15 protein-coding genes are annotated in these 15698 nt (G+C 39.0%); 9 read left to right on the top strand and 6 right to left on the bottom strand.

Annotation, left to right across the window (positions count from 1 at the left end; all coding sequences use genetic code 11):
* Window positions 1-99 precede the first annotated feature (99 nt).
* From WG906_RS16385 to WG906_RS16370, 4 genes are all read right to left on the bottom strand, one after another.
* Window positions 100-687 carry a DUF1989 domain-containing protein gene (locus WG906_RS16385; RefSeq protein WP_339993925.1) on the bottom strand — a complete coding sequence of 196 codons (588 nt, stop codon included), beginning with the start codon at window positions 685-687 and terminating at the stop codon, window positions 100-102.
* On the bottom strand, window positions 656-1351 hold the full coding sequence (gntA, locus tag WG906_RS16380; RefSeq protein ID WP_339993924.1) for a guanitoxin biosynthesis heme-dependent pre-guanitoxin N-hydroxylase GntA: 696 nt from the start codon (window positions 1349-1351) through the stop codon (window positions 656-658). The genes WG906_RS16385 and gntA overlap by 32 nt, the downstream gene beginning before the upstream one ends.
* A gap of 78 nt (window positions 1352-1429) precedes the next feature.
* A complete protein-coding gene (locus tag WG906_RS16375; RefSeq protein WP_339993923.1) occupies window positions 1430-2488 on the bottom strand; it encodes an ATP-grasp domain-containing protein in 1059 nt (352 codons plus the stop codon).
* 2 nt (window positions 2489-2490) lie between these two features.
* The gene (locus tag WG906_RS16370) at window positions 2491-3990 is read right to left on the bottom strand and encodes a sialate O-acetylesterase (protein ID WP_339993922.1); all 1500 of its coding nucleotides are present in this window, start codon (window positions 3988-3990) and stop codon (window positions 2491-2493) included.
* Between the two features lie 78 nt (window positions 3991-4068).
* Between WG906_RS16370 and WG906_RS16365 the strand changes: the two genes are divergently transcribed.
* Entirely contained in the window at window positions 4069-4806 is a 738-nt protein-coding gene (locus tag WG906_RS16365; RefSeq protein WP_339993921.1) for a rhamnogalacturonan acetylesterase, read from the top strand.
* Window positions 4807-4884: 78 nt separating this feature from the next.
* On the opposite strand, the gene WG906_RS16360 is transcribed toward WG906_RS16365, so the two are convergent.
* Window positions 4885-5748 (bottom strand): aldose 1-epimerase family protein, encoded by an 864-nt coding sequence (locus WG906_RS16360; RefSeq protein ID WP_339993920.1) that lies wholly within the window; start codon window positions 5746-5748, stop codon window positions 4885-4887.
* An 80-nt stretch (window positions 5749-5828) separates the two neighbouring features.
* On the opposite strand from WG906_RS16360, the gene WG906_RS16355 reads away from it, so the two are divergent.
* The 4 genes from WG906_RS16355 to WG906_RS16340 all read left to right on the top strand — a co-directional run bounded on the left by WG906_RS16355 (window position 5829) and on the right by WG906_RS16340 (window position 8359).
* A complete protein-coding gene (locus WG906_RS16355; RefSeq protein WP_339993919.1) occupies window positions 5829-6635 on the top strand; it encodes an N-acetylmuramoyl-L-alanine amidase in 807 nt (268 codons plus the stop codon).
* A gap of 110 nt (window positions 6636-6745) precedes the next feature.
* A complete protein-coding gene (locus WG906_RS16350) occupies window positions 6746-7291 on the top strand; it encodes a peroxiredoxin (protein WP_339993918.1) in 546 nt (181 codons plus the stop codon).
* 64 nt (window positions 7292-7355) lie between these two features.
* On the top strand, window positions 7356-7940 hold the full coding sequence (locus WG906_RS16345; protein WP_339993917.1) for a carboxymuconolactone decarboxylase family protein: 585 nt from the start codon (window positions 7356-7358) through the stop codon (window positions 7938-7940).
* 236 nt (window positions 7941-8176) lie between these two features.
* The gene (locus tag WG906_RS16340) at window positions 8177-8359 is read left to right on the top strand and encodes a hypothetical protein (protein ID WP_339993916.1); all 183 of its coding nucleotides are present in this window, start codon (window positions 8177-8179) and stop codon (window positions 8357-8359) included.
* Window positions 8360-8488: 129 nt separating this feature from the next.
* On the opposite strand, the gene cphA is transcribed toward WG906_RS16340, so the two are convergent.
* Window positions 8489-11113: a cyanophycin synthetase gene (gene cphA / locus WG906_RS16335; protein ID WP_339993915.1), complete on the bottom strand. Its 2625-nt coding sequence runs from the start codon at window positions 11111-11113 to the stop codon at window positions 8489-8491.
* A 122-nt stretch (window positions 11114-11235) separates the two neighbouring features.
* Here cphA and WG906_RS16330 point away from each other — a divergent pair, with 122 nt between their 5' ends.
* From WG906_RS16330 to WG906_RS16315, 4 genes are all read left to right on the top strand, one after another.
* Window positions 11236-12144, top strand: a complete 909-nt coding sequence (locus tag WG906_RS16330) for a cyanophycinase (protein ID WP_339993926.1) — start codon at window positions 11236-11238, stop codon at window positions 12142-12144.
* Window position 12145: 1 nt separating this feature from the next.
* Complete coding sequence (locus tag WG906_RS16325; protein WP_339993914.1) at window positions 12146-12994, top strand: isoaspartyl peptidase/L-asparaginase; 849 nt, start codon at window positions 12146-12148, stop codon at window positions 12992-12994.
* A gap of 277 nt (window positions 12995-13271) precedes the next feature.
* A complete protein-coding gene (locus tag WG906_RS16320; protein ID WP_339993913.1) occupies window positions 13272-14501 on the top strand; it encodes a tetratricopeptide repeat protein in 1230 nt (409 codons plus the stop codon).
* Window positions 14502-14560: 59 nt separating this feature from the next.
* Window positions 14561-15625, top strand: a complete 1065-nt coding sequence (locus tag WG906_RS16315; RefSeq protein ID WP_339993912.1) for a tetratricopeptide repeat protein — start codon at window positions 14561-14563, stop codon at window positions 15623-15625.
* Window positions 15626-15698 lie beyond the last annotated feature (73 nt).

Here is a 15698-nt window from a genome sequence, read left to right as displayed (position 1 = left end):
AAGTTTCCTAAACTTTAGATATGAGTTCGATTCTCGTCGGGACCACAAACGCAGCTAACAGGCTGCGTTTTTACTTTAATTTTCGTCTAAAATAAAGATCTATGTTATCTCATACCCAATAGGCTTAAACGAATAATTGTTTGACATCTCGGCAGAACACGCTGTTAGGCCCACTATCAGATCCATTTTTGCTTCAATAATAATGTAATTACCCGCTTTGCTTTTTGGGGGAAGAACTGAAACCTTTCCGCTATTCTCATCAACCGTAACATGCATAAATATATTGAAGCTCACTGGAATGTTATCCGGTTCAATGCCGTACTCTTTTAGAGCAGCACATAGGTTACCGAAACAGCCGCGATGCGGCGAAGTGTGGCCGTAAATAATTCTGAAGGTATCAGCACTGCAGGGCGTAAGCAAAAAATCATGTCTTCCCACAGTGTCTTCCACGATCTCGAACATGATATTGCTGCGGTTTGAGTAAAACGGGTGGCCGGTTGTCAGAAAAATGGTTTCTGCGTAGTCTATCGTTCTTCCAGATGAAAGATATTCGGCTTTATGATGCAGGTTAAAGCAAACCAAATCTGAAACCTGTTCACCCTGTATATCGATAACTTTAAGCCGTTGTCCCTTTTTTAATATGAATGATGTTCCGCTACGGGGAGGAATTATGGTCAGATTCTGCATTTGATATGGTTAAGGGACATTTCCAGTGTTTATCATAATTTTTGCCGCTGTATTGAAATACTTCAGAAGCAACTCCGTAATCTTCCAGCATCGGGTTCACAGAACCTGAATATTTCAGATCTTTGTTTCTGACAGCTTTTTGCATACTTTCAAATTTGTTCAGATCTCTTAGCTGTTCAAATTGTGCATGAGGATTAAAAGTTAAAACAGGGAAATTAAACCGGCGGGTTAATCTGCTGTTCACGGGATGCAATCCGATTATAAAAAATGCTTCCTGTTTTAAACTGAAACTAAATTTGGCAGAAAGAGGATCTTCATCTACCCTCTGATCATAAGAGTAATTCTCTGAGTCGATATTTTTTAAAGATTGTAAACGTGTCCACATCAATGTATCAAATCGATCCTCATCAAGAATTTCCGGTCCTCTAAAAATTATTGCGACACTGTGATAAAGGTCTTTTGACTGCCGGTATGTATCTACAAACGCGTATATAAAATCCAAAACTTGTTTATCGTCTTTAGGGCATGCCATGTTATCGGCGACCATGCATTTAATCTGCTGTTTGGCCAAAGCTGCTTTAGCTGCAATGCAGGGAAAGGTATCAGCTTTCAGGAAAGCAAGGTACTCTTGAATAATACTGGCTTCAGTTGGTCTTTGGATCATTGGCCTTGAACATTGAACATGGAATTCAGCACCTTCTTTCTAAACTTAAATAAAAGGCATTTGTTTGAAAATCTAATGTCAAGATGCCGGGAATTCCGTGTCAATTTTTTTTAGCAGAGAAAAATAGCGCCGGCATTTCAACATTAATTTCAAGCCTCGTTTAAAATCCCAATAAGCTACCCCTCTTTTGTGGTTCAGTTTCGAGATTTTATACAGGATTTTCCAGTGGTATGCTAGAATTCTACAAGCTTTTAGTAGGGTAAATCCGTTACCATAAACATGGTGAGGTTCTGCACCGCTTCCATTAAACTCAAGAATTGAGAAGTTTTTCCCTTCTTTCAGATCGTCTATAGATGTACATTTAATATCGTACCGGCCAAAATATAATTTGCCGGAATAATGACTAAGATCGTCAAAGATCTTTAAAAGACGTTCATCTTTTTCATGCTCCAAACTTACCAGTTTGCCGCCTCTGCTTAGATTTAAAGCGTAGCTCAAACAGAATTTATCGCCCTTTGGAATAATTAAGTCAAGGTGGTCTCTATGTTTGGATTTCATCTCGTCCAGCCGGAATCTAATCCGGGGATAGTTCTTCATTAAAAGAAGTAAAGTAGATTTTCCATCACCAGTAACTTCGAGAAATTCTTTCCTTATAAAACCTGTTATCGTTCCTTTTTCATTGTCCGGAAAACGGTAATAAAAAACACTTACTTCAAGTGGATATGTAATGAGTTCCTGAACGATGTAATCAACAGGCATTTTTTCATGGTAAAGTTTAAGGTCTGCTGACGTTTTAATAATTCTGAACATGAATCCCATCCGGCCTACATCCGGTTTTACGGCGAAGGGGTAATTAAATTTTGTAGTTATTAATTGTTCAATGTCAGAAAAAGATTGTTTAGGAGAGATATAAATACTTTTTGGATAGCTCTCAGGAGGCAGGTGTTTGTAGATTGATCTTTTCGTTTCTCCTTCGAACCCTCCAAATAATAAAGTGGGGTTAGAGGGCGTGAAGAACCAAAATGACCCCGACCGGATACAATGCCATACCCACAATGGAACCAGAGGAATGTATTTTATTCTCCAATCCCAGGTTTCCCAGTGTGTTAACCGATAGGTTATGTTTTCTAAAGACATTTCTAAAGTCCATTTTTTATATCTGTTCGGAAAGGAACAGCCGGTAGATTTGCCCCATTTACGAGGTTAACTACGGGAGCATCCTTAAAGGCATATTTAGCGATTTGTGGCCGATCAACATTTGGACTATATAATAAAACTGTTTGGCCTTCAATTTTTGCTTCCGCTGAATAAGGTTTACCATCCTTGCCGGCAATTACAAATCCTGTTAACCCTTTGCCATCGGAAGATTTGAGTCCCTTAGCATGATCGAACCACACTCGGATTTTATTGTTCTCAATGGTTATTTGTCGAAATACTGGCCCGTAAAATTCAATTGCTTGATTATAAACTAAATTTCGTGCAATTAATTCAAGCCTGTGGCCCACAGCTTGTTTATTATGATAATGAGCATCTGTAGAATCTCCAACATCTATACTTACTGCCATTCCTGTATTTTTTAATTTAAGAGTTTCTGTCTGCGATTCTCTTAGTACCGGCCAATACGGATGTTTATACAATGTTGATAACTGAACAAAGAGGAAGGGGAAATCTCCCTGTTTCCACGCGTCTCTCCACGATTGAATCATCGCCGGGAAGAGATATCGGTAAGGGAAAGAAACCCTTTCGTACGCATTAGCCTCACCCTGGTACCAGATGACGCCACGAATTGTATAGGCTGTCAAGGGCGCTATCATAGCATTATATAAGACTCCGGGTTTTTCTTTAGGTAAAATGTTCGGTTCGCGTGGTGCCGGAGCAGATGTTTTACCCTGTGCTTTTTGTTGCTCTGATTCTGTTTTCCACCTTTCCAGCTCTGCCTCGTAAGTCTTCTTTCTTTCAGGGAATCTGTCAGCAACTTTTTGCCAGTCATCCAAAATGTATTTAAGCCTTGAATCTGTTTCTAGAGTTGACATAGGGGTCCATGGCTGGCATGCTGTAGCGCTCCAGTCCGATTCTATAAGGCCAACCGGTACATTCAAATTTTTATGTAAACCTCTTCCAAAAAAATAAGCTACAGCAGAAAATTCAGCGATATTTTGTGGCGAACAAATTTCCCATTTCCCTTCAACTTCAGTTTTGATCGTATCTGAAATCCCTTTTTTTACTTCGAAAAGTCTGATATTAGGATACCCGGATTTCTTAATCTCTTCTTCCGGATTTAGTGCTCTGCCTACGTTCCATTCCATGTTTGATTGGCCCGATGCCACCCATACCTCTCCGATTAAAATATTTTTTACTATAATCGTATTTAAGCCTCTTACGGTCATGGTCACCGGGCCCGCTGCTTTCATTGGCATAAGCCATGTCTGCCATTTCCCTTTAGAATCGGGGGTAGTTATAAGATTCTGATTAGAAATAGTTATAGTCACTTTTTCTCCGGGCAATGCCTTGCCCCAAATATGTACAGGCGAGTTTTGCTGTATTACCATGTTGTCGGAAATTAATGCGGGTAAAGTCACATTAGCTTTTGTAGTAAATCCAAATAGCATTATCAGGGCCAGGCTGAAATGTTTTTTCATTTTTATGGGATAAATTGGTTCTTAAAGATATACTTTGCACCTGATAAAATCATTATCGTATTGTATCGTTTAGTGTATATGTTTAAAAATCTGCTGACAATAAGCCTTCTGTCTCTAGTGTCTTTTACCTTAATTAAAGACGAACCGTTAAAAGTTTATTTAATTGGCGATTCCACTATGGCAATCAAACAGGTTAATACATATCCTGAAACTGGCTGGGGAATGCCCTTTGTTCATTTCTTCGATTCAACAGTGGTTGTGGATAACAGGGCGCAAAATGGTCGCAGCAGCAGAACCTTTATTGAGGAAAACCGATGGACTCCGGTAGTAAATGCTTTAAATCCTGGCGATTATGTTTTTATTCAATTCGGACATAATGATGAAGTGCCGACAAAAAAGAGCGCAACTACAGAAGCTCAGTTTAAAAACTATCTGATTAAGTATGTGAAGGATACACGGTCGAAACAAGGTAAACCAGTATTGCTTACTTCAGTAGCCAGAAGAAAGTTTGATGAGAATGGAAAGGTAGTAGGCACGCATGATGTTTATGCCCAAATTGTTCGGGATGTTGCTAAAGAGACGAAGACTCCACTCATTGATATGGATTTAAAAAGTCAAAGGCTGTTACAGGAGCTCGGACCTGATAAATCTGCGTTTTTATTTAATCATCTTAAGGCTGGCGAGCATCCCAATTATCCGCAGGGTAAGATTGATGATACGCATTTTAATGAACTCGGCGCCAGATTAATGGCTCAATTGGTTTTAGCAGAAATCAGGAATTTAAATCTGGATTTACAGATGAGAATAAAGAAGTAAAGGTCTTAGTAACGAGATCTATAAATCAGGGTTTAAATTTGCTAAACCCTGATTTATATAAACAAATGTCAAGGACTGTTAAAAACAGTCTATACTCCAGTTTTTCTGCCACTTGGCCCCACCTACCAGGGCTATAATTCCCTCTTTTTCTTCGATGTTTTGAGTGTGATTTTCAGAATCAGGAATTCCGCACCAGGGCTCTATACAAACAAATGGAGCATCTTTGGCCGCCCAAATCCCCATGTATGGAAAGCCGGCGAAGTTGAAATGAATACCATGTTCGTTTATATTGTTTTTGATAGAAATAGTAGTAGATTTTAAATCTTTGAATATTACAGCATCATCGTAAAACAGGCTCGACTGTAGAGGAAGCTTTGTTTGATTATTTAAATAAGGAACCGTCCCATTTAATATATTACCATCCAGAGTATGTCTCACAGAATTTTCTTCTTTTTCAAATTCAAGGAAATAATCCTCATAAGAGCTGTCTTGGGTTAAAGGAACATTGAAAGCAGGATGTGTACCAATAGAGAAATACATGGTTTCATTTGAGGGGTTCTCAACTTCGTATGTCACCGTGATGCTATTCTCTCCGAGAGTATATCGAATTCTTAAAATAAAATCGAAGGGATAAGTACGAAGTGTTTCATCCGAACTTTTTAAAATAAATGAGACGCTATCAATAGAACTGTTTTCTAATTCAAATTCAGAATCACGGGCAAAACCGTGCTTAGCCAATGTGTATTTTTGGCCTTTGTACAAAAATGAATCTTGTAATAATCCGCCTACAATAGGAAACAGAACAGGTGAATGCCTTGGCCAAATCTTGGCATCGCCATTCCAGATATATTCAAGTCCCGGGTCTTTATGATAAAGGCTATGAAGTTCAGCCCCCATAGGATGAATGGAAGCTTTTAAGTTTTCGTTTTCTAAAATTACCATGATTAATGATTATGAATGCAAACAGCATTAAACTATTTTCGTTTCCAAGATATTAAATTGCTTTTATCTTGCAGACAATTATGAACAGATTCTTAATATTAATTTCTTTCTTTTCAGTTTTAATTTTGGCTTGTACTGTAACCAAGCCATTCGGGTCTACCAACAAAACGTATAAAAAGCAAGCAAAGGAGCTTGTTAGTTCTTTGCAGGAACTCCCCGCCTTATCAGCAAATAATCCTGCCCCTTACGAGGTTGCTACTACAAACTTCAATTTGCGTAAGCCTAATTATGTTATTATACATCACACCGCCCAAAACTCTTGCGAATTAACACTTAAAACGTTTACTATGCCCAAAACTGAGGTTAGTGCTCATTATGTGATTTGCAAAGATGGCACTGTGCATCATATGCTTAACGACTATTTCAGGGCATGGCATGGGGGAATAGCAAAATGGGGAACCATTACCGATATTAATTCAGTTTCATTGGGAATAGAGTTGGATAATAATGGAGTTGAGGAGTTTCCGGAGAGCCAGCTTAACAGCTTAATTACATTACTGGCCGGTTTGAAAAAGAACTATAATATCCCGGGTTCAAATTTTATAGGACATGCTGATATTGCGCCTGCCAGGAAACAGGACCCGAATGCAAAATTTCCGTGGAAGAAATTAGCGGATAACGGTTTCGGGAACTGGTATGATATCGTATTAGATACTGTGCCTTCAGGGTTCAACCATTTACAGGCATTAAGAATGATTGGTTATGATGTGAAGGATTCCACAGCTGCTATTATTGCATTCAAGCGTCATTTCATTCAAACAGATTTATCACCTCAGCTAAGTGTAAATGACAAAGCCATCATAAATAACCTGTTAAAAAAGTATTAGTATAGATTTTATCTATAATCTCATTGATAAAAAGTATCTATAAATCTATAATTTGATTTTCTCAGGCAATTTTAGTGAGTATCTTTGCCGGAACCCAAAAACGAAAAAATATGATAACTATAGGTCAAAAATTCCCTTCATTTGAAAAGAAAGCTTGCGTTAGTATTGAAAAAGGTAAAGAGTTTGAAACATTAACTTCAGATTATTTATCTAATGAGGATAATGTGTGGACAGTAATGTTTTGGTGGCCAAAAGATTTCACTTTTGTTTGCCCTACCGAAATTGCTGAATTTAATAAAGCATTTGGAGAATTCCGCGACAGGGATTCACGTCTGATTGGCGCTTCAACTGATTCAGAATTTGTACATGCAGCATGGAGAAGAGACCACGATGATTTACGCGATCTTAAATTTCCAATGCTGGCAGATACTTCTAAATCATTAGCTGAGGATTTAGGCATTTTAGAACCTGTTGAAAAAATTGCTTACCGGGCAACATTTATTGTTGATCCGACTGGAATTGTACGTTGGGTTTGTGTAAACGATCTAAGCGTTGGACGTAATGTTAAAGAAGTGTTACGTGTACTTGACGGCTTACAAACTGACGAGCTTTGTCCTTGTAACTGGGAAAAAGGTCAGGAAACATTACAATCGTAACAATAAAAAGTCATAAGGAAATCCCCGTTTAACGGGGATTTTTTTTAATACTAATTTTTAAATTATGAGTGAGACTACAGAAGTTATAAAGGAGTTTTTAGAAAGTTTTAATGTGGACGGTGATTACCGTACTGTAAGTTTAAGCTTGCTTGAAAAAGGCGAATCGCGTTATGTGAGAGACCTGAAAGTTAATTTTAACAGTACATTAAGTTCTGAACATTTATCAGCTAAAGAGATTGGGTTGATAGGGATTTCTATTGCCGTTAATAACTGTAATAAAATCCTTACAGACTTTTATACCAACTTTGCGGACAGCAATGGCGCGACTTCAGAAGAAATTGCAGAGGCCACCGCTTGTGCATCTTTATTATCTTCCAACAATATTTTTTACAGATTCAGGCATTTTACACAAAAAGAAAAATATGGCCAGATACCTGCGAGAATACGTATGCAGATTATGGCAAAGCCTGTAACAGGCAAAGAGTTTTTTGAATTATTAAGCCTGGCAGTATCGGCGGTTAACGGTTGTGAAATGTGCGTGAATGCACATGAAGATTCTTTAATCAAACTGGGGACTACAGAGGAGCGTATTTTTGATGCGGTAAGAATCGCTTCATTAATAACAGCTACAGGTAAAGTTATTTTTTAATGTTTAAACATTTTTGTACCTTAGTGGCAAGGTTAGCCGTTTTAAAGCATTAACAAATTTCCCTTATCTATCCAGGCCTTGCCTGAGATTGAAGCTTTAAAATAACGGGTTTTTAATTGTAATTTTAGGGATGCCGTCGTATAAATTATTTATACGACGGTTTTTTTTTAATCTCTGCCGGTGAATTCTTTAAGAACATATTCTTAACTATTGCTACTTTTGGAAAAAAATTAAAAATGGAAGCACAAGAAAAGGATAATCAGGATTACGGCATATATTTTCTTTTGGCAGTGATATGCGGAGTTGCAACAGCATGGGTTGTTACAGGGTCGTTAGTTTGGATATTTGCAGGAGCTCTGTTTGGCTTACTGGCAGCAGGATTCTTTGTTAATGTGATTGTTAAAGGGAAAAGAAAGTAGCTATAAAAATAAAGCGTCCCAAACTAGCCGGGACGCTTCAACCTAAACCTTATCACAATTAAACCAATTTTACTTGGTTTATATAGATAACGCAGTGTATTACGATTTGTTTTACTTGCCTTAACTTTTTTAGATCTTTTCATACAGATTCAGATCCTGAAGATGCTTTACTTTTTGATATGCATCATGGATGGAACTGCTTGTTATTGTCAGCAATTCTCCCGGTCTGATTTTATTAGTAACATATTCCCAGGCTTGTGTGCTGTTCTCCATTATTTTGTGAGGGATATTTGCGTTTATCTCCAGGGCGCCTTCAATTATCAGTGAAGCGATTTCTTCCCGGGTTCTTCCCCTAAGGTAATTTTCCTGACATACCACAATCTCATCAAACATTTTGGCGGCCTGTCTTCCCATTTCCCGAATGTCATCATCCCTTCTGTCTCCCGTACCAGCAATTACACCTGTATAAAATGATGCGTTTGCGGTATTTAAAAACCCTTGAATGCCTTTTAGTCCATCGGGATTATGTGCATAATCAACCAATATTTTGAAGTCTTTAAATTCAAACAGATTCATTCTGCCGGGAGTTTGGGCATGAGAGGGCGAGAATGTTTCCAGGGCAGTTCTGATATCTTCTGTTTTAAATCCCCATAAAAATACTGCAAGTGTTGCGGCAAGGGCATTCTGGATCATAAAATCTACGGTACCGTTAAACGTGATAGGGATATGGTTCGTTTTTGTGATTCTTATTTTCCAGTCCCCTTTTTTGATTGTAAAATATCCATTATCGCAAAAGGCGGCAACACCACCGGCTTTGCAATGCTCCTCAACAACCGGATTTAATTCACTCATGCAAAAATAGGCAACATTGCAATGTTTGGTTTCTGCGCCCACCTTTACGCAATATTTGTTATCAGCATTTAAAATTGCCCATCCGTCGTTTTTTACCGATTCTACCACTACCGATTTAACCCGCGCCAGGTCGTCTAATGTATGGATGTCGGATATCCCCAAATGATCTTCCTGAATATTGGTAATCACTGCAATGTCGCATTCATTGAAGCCCAGGCCGGCACGAAGAATTCCCCCGCGTGCGGTTTCCAACACGGCAAATTCAACGGTGGGGTCTTTCAAAACAAATTCCGCACTAACCGGGCCTGTTGTATCTCCTTTGATCATTAAGGAGTTTTGGATGTAAATGCCATCAGTGGTGGTGAATCCTACGTGGTATCCGCTGTTTTTAATAATATGAGCTATCAGGCGGGTCGTTGTTGTTTTTCCATTTGTGCCGGTTATGGCAATAATGGGAATCTTTGAAGACTTGCCCGGCGGATACATCATGTCAAGTACTGGCGCAGCCACATTCCTTGGTTGCCCTTCACTTGGCGCCAGATGCATTCTAAAGCCGGGTGCTGCATTTACTTCTAATACAACCCCACCTGTTTCTTCCAGAGGCTCCGAAAGGCTGTCGGCCATAATATCTATTCCGCAAATATTAAGACCTATAACCTTCGCTATTCGCTCACACATAAATATATTATGAGGATGAACCATGTCAGTAACATCAATAGAGGTGCCTCCTGTGCTGAGATTGGCTGTTGATTTCAGGTAGACGATTTCATCTTTTGGGGGTATACTTTCTAAGGTGTATTTGTACTTTTTAAATAATTCAAGAGTATCCCTGTCGATAGTGATATGTGTAAGTACATTTTCATGGCCATAACCTCTGCGCGGATCCCTGTTTTCCAGATCAATAAGGGTTTGAATTGAACTTTTTCCATCACCTGTAATATGGGCCGGTACTCTTTTCGCTGCCGCTACCATTTTATTATCTATTACAAGAACTCTGAAATCGTAGCCGGTAATAAATCGTTCGACAATAACTTTGCGCGAATATTTTTGTGCATACCGAAAAGCTTCGTAAGCATCCTGTTCTGTTTGAACATTTATGGATGCCCCGTTTCCATGATTTCCATTAAGGGGTTTAAAGACCAGGGGGAAGCCGATGTCCCGGAGGGCATTTTTTAACTCTTCTTCCCGTGATATAGACACTCCATCAGGCACTGGTATCGCCTGTTCGCGCAGTATTTTCTTGGTATCTTCTTTATTGCCCGCAATATCCACTGCAATACTGCTGGTTTTATCAGTTATAGTTGCACGAAAGCGTACCTGGTTTTTCCCGTAACCTAATTGTACCAGTGATTGGGAGTTTAACCTGATATATGGAATTCCCCGAGCGCTTGCTTCATCGATAATAGCTCCGGTACTGGGCCCAAGCCTTTCCGAATCACGTATTTTACGCAGTTCATCGATATCTGCTTCTAAATTATAGTCATCGCCATTGATTAACGACTGAGCTATTGCAACAGCTTTTTCTGCTGCGAATTTGCCAACGTTTTCCTCAATATACTCAAATACTACATTGTATACGCCTTTCGTTTTTGTGCCCCGGGTTCTTCCAAAGCCGGTGTCCATTCCCGCGAGTGTTTGAATTTCAAGGGCGATGTGTTCAACCACATGACCTAACCAGGTTCCTTTATCTACCCGCTCAAAAAAGCCACCTTCGTGGCCCGGAGAACAGTGATGCGTATATAAGCTTGGGATAAGTTTTTGAAGCCGATCGCGAAAGCCCGGAATTTCATTTGTTGGCCTATGCTCCATCTCTTCAAGGTCTAATCGCATTTGTATTAGTTTATGACGTCTTATCGACCAGATATTGGGACCTCTTAATGCTTGAATGCTTTGGATCTTCATAAAATAATGTGGAGCTTCTCTTTATAAAATAGATAACCATAAGAAATTACAAAGAGTTTTACATCAACAATAAAAACTTATTGGGCACATATTTGATATATTTAAAGAACTAGGTGAAAAAAATGGTGCCAAAAGGAAAACTCATAATTATCGGTGGTGCAGTTGATTTAGGAAGCTCATTAAGTTATAACGACAATATAAGCCACCCCCATTATATAAAATTTTTCGAGAAGGGGATTTTGCGACGCATTATAACGGAATCTGTAAAAGGAACAGAGTCTGTAGTTGAGGTAATCACTACCGCATCAAAAATTCCGGACCTGGTAGGAGCGGAATATATTAAATCGTTTAATCAGCTTCAGGTAAATAATGTTCATGTTCTGGATATACGGACACGGGAGCAGGCCAACGATCCTGAAGTACTTGAGCGAGTAAGAAATGCTGATGTTGTGATGTTTTCTGGTGGTGATCAACTGCGCCTGACCGCCATATTTGGTGGCACCAATCTTTTACGAATCCTTAAAACCAGATATATCGAAGAGGATTTCATTATAGCGGGAACCTCGGCGGGAGCCGCAGCGGCTTCATCAAATATGATTTATCGCGGAAGCAGCAGTGAGGCTTTAATAAAAGGGGAAATACAGATTACGGGAGGGCTCGGATTTATTGATGATGTAATTGTGGATACCCATTTTGTACAGCGGGGAAGAATTGGCAGATTGTTTTATGCCGTTGCTACAAACCCCGGAATGTTAGGTATCGGTTTGGGTGAAGATGCAGGATTATTAATCACAGATGGCGTTTGTTTAGAAGCTATCGGTTCAGGGCTAACCATTTTAGTAGACGGTCGGTATATCAGCCAGACCAGTATTTACGATGTGGAAATTGGATCGCCAGTTTCAATAGATAATTTAAAGGTGCATGTTATGTCTATTTTCGATAAATATGATTTACATAAGCATGAACTCATTATTAATAAAGCAATAAAGGTTGAAGAGGAAGTTTATCTTAAAATGAAAGACAAGGATTAGGATGGAAGCCAAAGTTATAATACATGGAGGTTTTTTTAGTGAGTCGTTGGATAGTGAAGAAGTGAAGCATGCAAAGCAAAGAGCACTCGGAGACGTTGTTGAAAAAGCTCATGCTTATTTAGCGAGCCATTCTTCGTTGGAAACGGTAGCCTACGGAGTTTCTTTACTGGAGGATTGTGAATTATTTAACGCAGGTTTAGGATCTCAAATTCAAAGCGACGGGAAGATCAGATTAAGCGCCTCCTTAATGGATGGTGTAAGCAAAAGGTTTGCAGGGGTTATCAACATAGAGGATGTTAAGAACCCTATTTTTATAGCTGAAAAACTGCTGAGTTTTGAAGATAAAGTTTTAAGTGGTGCAGAAGCGTTGAAGTTTGCCAGGGTAAATGGCTTTGGTTATTTTAATTCTGAAACGGGTTTCAGGAAACAGCAGTATCTAAAAAAACGCGATGCTGCTGTTCGTACCGGAACCGTAGGTTGTGTGGCAATTGATAAAGATGGCCGGTTAGCTGCGGCAACTTCTACCGGGGGAAAGGGTTTTGAAATGCCAGGCCGCGTGAGCGATTCAGCTACCGTAGCCGGAAATTATGCCAATGATTTTGTGGGTGTCTCCTGTACCGGCGTGGGCGAAGATATCGTAAGCGGGGCATTGGCTGCGAAAATCGCTACACGAATGATTGACGGGTTCAGTTTAAAGGAGGCCTGCGATAAATCAATTGGCGAATTAAAACCGTTTGATGGTTTTGCCGGTGTGATTTGTATCTCTTCAAAAGGCGAAATCTATCATACAGACTCTCATCCTTACATGGTTTGGGCATATTTTGATAAGGAGCCGGTGGTATTTAGTTAATTCCCTGTTTTTCTTTCTGGCACTTTTTCAGGATGATACAGCTTTTTATTTTGCAATCTCTTTCACGGTGCAGGATAATCGGCGAAATCCTGACGGGATTTAAGCATTTTCTTCGATCTTAACCCGAATGCCAGTTTAGCGAATATTAGCTGGCATCTTCCAGAATTGGCCAATCCATTCAAGTCTCATTAATTTGCATATCTTCAATTTTCTGAAATTTTCAGAAAGCTTATCCTTATTAGCGTGAGTTAATTTTATTTGTAAGCTTATATTATTGATGGCTCGTGTTCTGATTCTGCTTTTTCTGTTTGCTTTTTTCGGTGGGATTTATGCCCGGGATACTAGTAGCCTCGCGTCGGCAATCAACAGCACAGAGGCGAAAGATCCGTGGGATTATCAGCAAGAGGCTAAAGAAGAGAAAAATCAAGCCCCTTCATCAGCGCTCTTAAATAAAGCACAGCAATCAAGCACGCCAAATCTGGCGGCTAACCGGGGTGCTGATTTAAGAGTTGACAGTGCGGCTGCTTTATTGAAAGCCGGGAATATCAGGCAGGCATTTTCAGAACTACTTACCGCAGAGAAAATATATGATAAGACCGGAAATAAGGTTTCGAGGGCCCATGTTTTAATTCTGATGGCAAAATTTTTTGAGCAGAATGCAGCGTGGAATGATGCAGTCAACCATTATAACAGTGCTAAAAAACTTTTGGCAGATGTTAAAAACTTTAAATCTTCTGCAAAGGTTTCACTTCAGCTCACAGAGATCTCACTGTCGCAAAACAACCTTGGCAATGCGACAGAAAATGTTTTGACCGCAATTAAACAATACGAAAAACTAAATGATAAAGCAGGCCTTGGCTTGTCGTATGTTAAGTTCGCTGAAATTTACAGGCGCAAAAAGCAGTACAAAAAAGCCGAAAAGCTGATACTGAAAAATGCTTTGCCATATCTCAGTAGGGCAGGATCGCGTGCGGGCCGCATAAAATGCTTTGACGTTTTAGGTAAAGTTTATTACAATCAAAAGCGATATTCAGAAGCTAAGTGGTTTTTCATACAGGCGAACACAGAGTCACGGAACGTAAATGATGTTGAATCCATAATCTCGTCCTTAGTTAATTTAGGCAAAGTGAAGATTGATATTGGCGACTTCGATCTTGCCAAACGCGATTTAAAGGAAGCAAAATCTTTAGCCTCAGAATTGAAAAATTTGTTTTTGATGGCAAATGTTGAGGAAGCGTTTTCTGTTTTCTATAAAAAAACAGGCAGTCAAAGCCGTTCGGAAAGTGTAAACGACTATTCATCAGAGCTTAGAGATTCACTTGCGAATTATTTTTTCGCCAGGGCGGAATCTGCAAGAACAGCAAAGCCAATAGAATTACCAAAGCTGGTAATAGAAAAGAAAATTCCCGCGTCTCCTGTAAAAAAGGATTTTTGGATGGTGAAAATCCTTGCCGCCGGACTTGTTCTTATTCTGCTTATATTCTTAATTTTAAGGAAGTTAAAATAAGAATACCATCTAACACGTTGTAAGTCCTATCTTTGCGGCTGGTCTGCAAAATGTACCTTATGATAAAAAAATTTTTAAGTATAGTTTTCCTGGCATTAGTTTCAAGCTCTGTTTTTTCTGCGGATACAGTGTCTGTCAAACAGAAATCGTTCATCGGTCCTCCCGTATTACTTTTGCCTCCTCCTGTTGATTCTGCGGTATTAATAAAGGGTTTAATTTCCGATAGATTAAAAAAGAAGAATACCGAACAAGCTGATTTTGTTAATCGTCAGAATATTATACTTCTAAATGCACTGTTACTTCAAACCGAAACTGCCGTTAATCCGGATGCCCGTTTAATCGGCACTCTTGAAGAAGCACTTGCCGGATATATCAGAATTGGAGATATAAAAAGTCAGGCACTTATATATAGTACCTATGGCGTTTATTACGGCAGGTATGGAAATTCTGATAAGGCTGTTTATTATTTTAATGAGGCTTTAAAACTGAAAGAAATATTAAAAGATAATGCGGGCATTTCAAAAATTACAGAAAATCTGGCAGCCCTTTACAGGATGAATGGTCAGTATGACCTTGCTATAAAATTTGCTGAGTATTTTGTTAGCGCTAATTTGAATCTTAAGAAAACTGCGACGGCCGCCCAAACATACCTTGATATTTCGTCAATGAAGTTTAAGCAGGGGAAATTTAAAGAAAGCGAATATTATATTCTAAAGAAAGCTTTTCCATTGTTTCAGCGAACTGGGAATAAGTTTGGTAGAATGAAATGTTTTCAAAGCCTCGCAGAGTTATATTTCCATCAGGAACGCTATTCTGAGGCGAAATGGTTCTATATTCAATCACAGATAATGGCTGTAAAGCTATTAAATAACGAAGCCATGATAAGCAGTTTGGCGGGTTTAGGGAAGGTGAAAAATGCTTTAGGAGATTATGGAGGAGCATTACTGGATTTTAAGCGCGCAGAGGATTTGGCCTTGAAAAATAACTACCTGGTTAAGCTTGTCGAAATAAATGCCAATTTGGGTGAAACGTATAGCCAGCTTGGGAATTATCCTGCAGCAGGAGCGGCTTTAGATCAATACAGCTTGTTTAGAGAAACGTGGATAAAAACTAATAATTTATAATCTCCACCTGTCTTTAAAAAGCAATTTTATTTCATATCCGATAATTTATACTGGTAATAAATACTATTTTTGA

It is taken from the genome of Pedobacter superstes (genome assembly GCF_037622515.1).
Taxonomy (GTDB): Bacteria; Bacteroidota; Bacteroidia; order Sphingobacteriales; family Sphingobacteriaceae; genus Paradesertivirga; species Paradesertivirga superstes.
Note: the sequence above shows the minus strand (reverse complement) of the source record. Positions and strands in the feature narration are given on the sequence as shown.

Coding starts and splice junctions, on each gene's coding strand:
- WG906_RS16355 (WP_339993919.1), top strand. CDS start 5,829: ATGAACAGATTCTTAATATTAATTTCTTTCTTTTCAGTTTTAATTTTG.
- WG906_RS16325 (WP_339993914.1), top strand. CDS start 12,146: ATGGAAGCCAAAGTTATAATACATGGAGGTTTTTTTAGTGAGTCGTTG.
- WG906_RS16385 (WP_339993925.1), bottom strand. CDS start 687: ATGCAGAATCTGACCATAATTCCTCCCCGTAGCGGAACATCATTCATA.
- WG906_RS16320 (WP_339993913.1), top strand. CDS start 13,272: ATGGCTCGTGTTCTGATTCTGCTTTTTCTGTTTGCTTTTTTCGGTGGG.
- WG906_RS16315 (WP_339993912.1), top strand. CDS start 14,561: ATGATAAAAAAATTTTTAAGTATAGTTTTCCTGGCATTAGTTTCAAGC.
- WG906_RS16350 (WP_339993918.1), top strand. CDS start 6,746: ATGATAACTATAGGTCAAAAATTCCCTTCATTTGAAAAGAAAGCTTGC.
- cphA (WP_339993915.1), bottom strand. CDS start 11,113: ATGAAGATCCAAAGCATTCAAGCATTAAGAGGTCCCAATATCTGGTCG.
- WG906_RS16360 (WP_339993920.1), bottom strand. CDS start 5,748: ATGGTAATTTTAGAAAACGAAAACTTAAAAGCTTCCATTCATCCTATG.
- WG906_RS16330 (WP_339993926.1), top strand. CDS start 11,236: ATGGTGCCAAAAGGAAAACTCATAATTATCGGTGGTGCAGTTGATTTA.
- gntA (WP_339993924.1), bottom strand. CDS start 1,351: ATGATCCAAAGACCAACTGAAGCCAGTATTATTCAAGAGTACCTTGCT.
- WG906_RS16375 (WP_339993923.1), bottom strand. CDS start 2,488: ATGTCTTTAGAAAACATAACCTATCGGTTAACACACTGGGAAACCTGG.
- WG906_RS16365 (WP_339993921.1), top strand. CDS start 4,069: ATGTTTAAAAATCTGCTGACAATAAGCCTTCTGTCTCTAGTGTCTTTT.
- WG906_RS16370 (WP_339993922.1), bottom strand. CDS start 3,990: ATGAAAAAACATTTCAGCCTGGCCCTGATAATGCTATTTGGATTTACT.
- WG906_RS16340 (WP_339993916.1), top strand. CDS start 8,177: ATGGAAGCACAAGAAAAGGATAATCAGGATTACGGCATATATTTTCTT.
- WG906_RS16345 (WP_339993917.1), top strand. CDS start 7,356: ATGAGTGAGACTACAGAAGTTATAAAGGAGTTTTTAGAAAGTTTTAAT.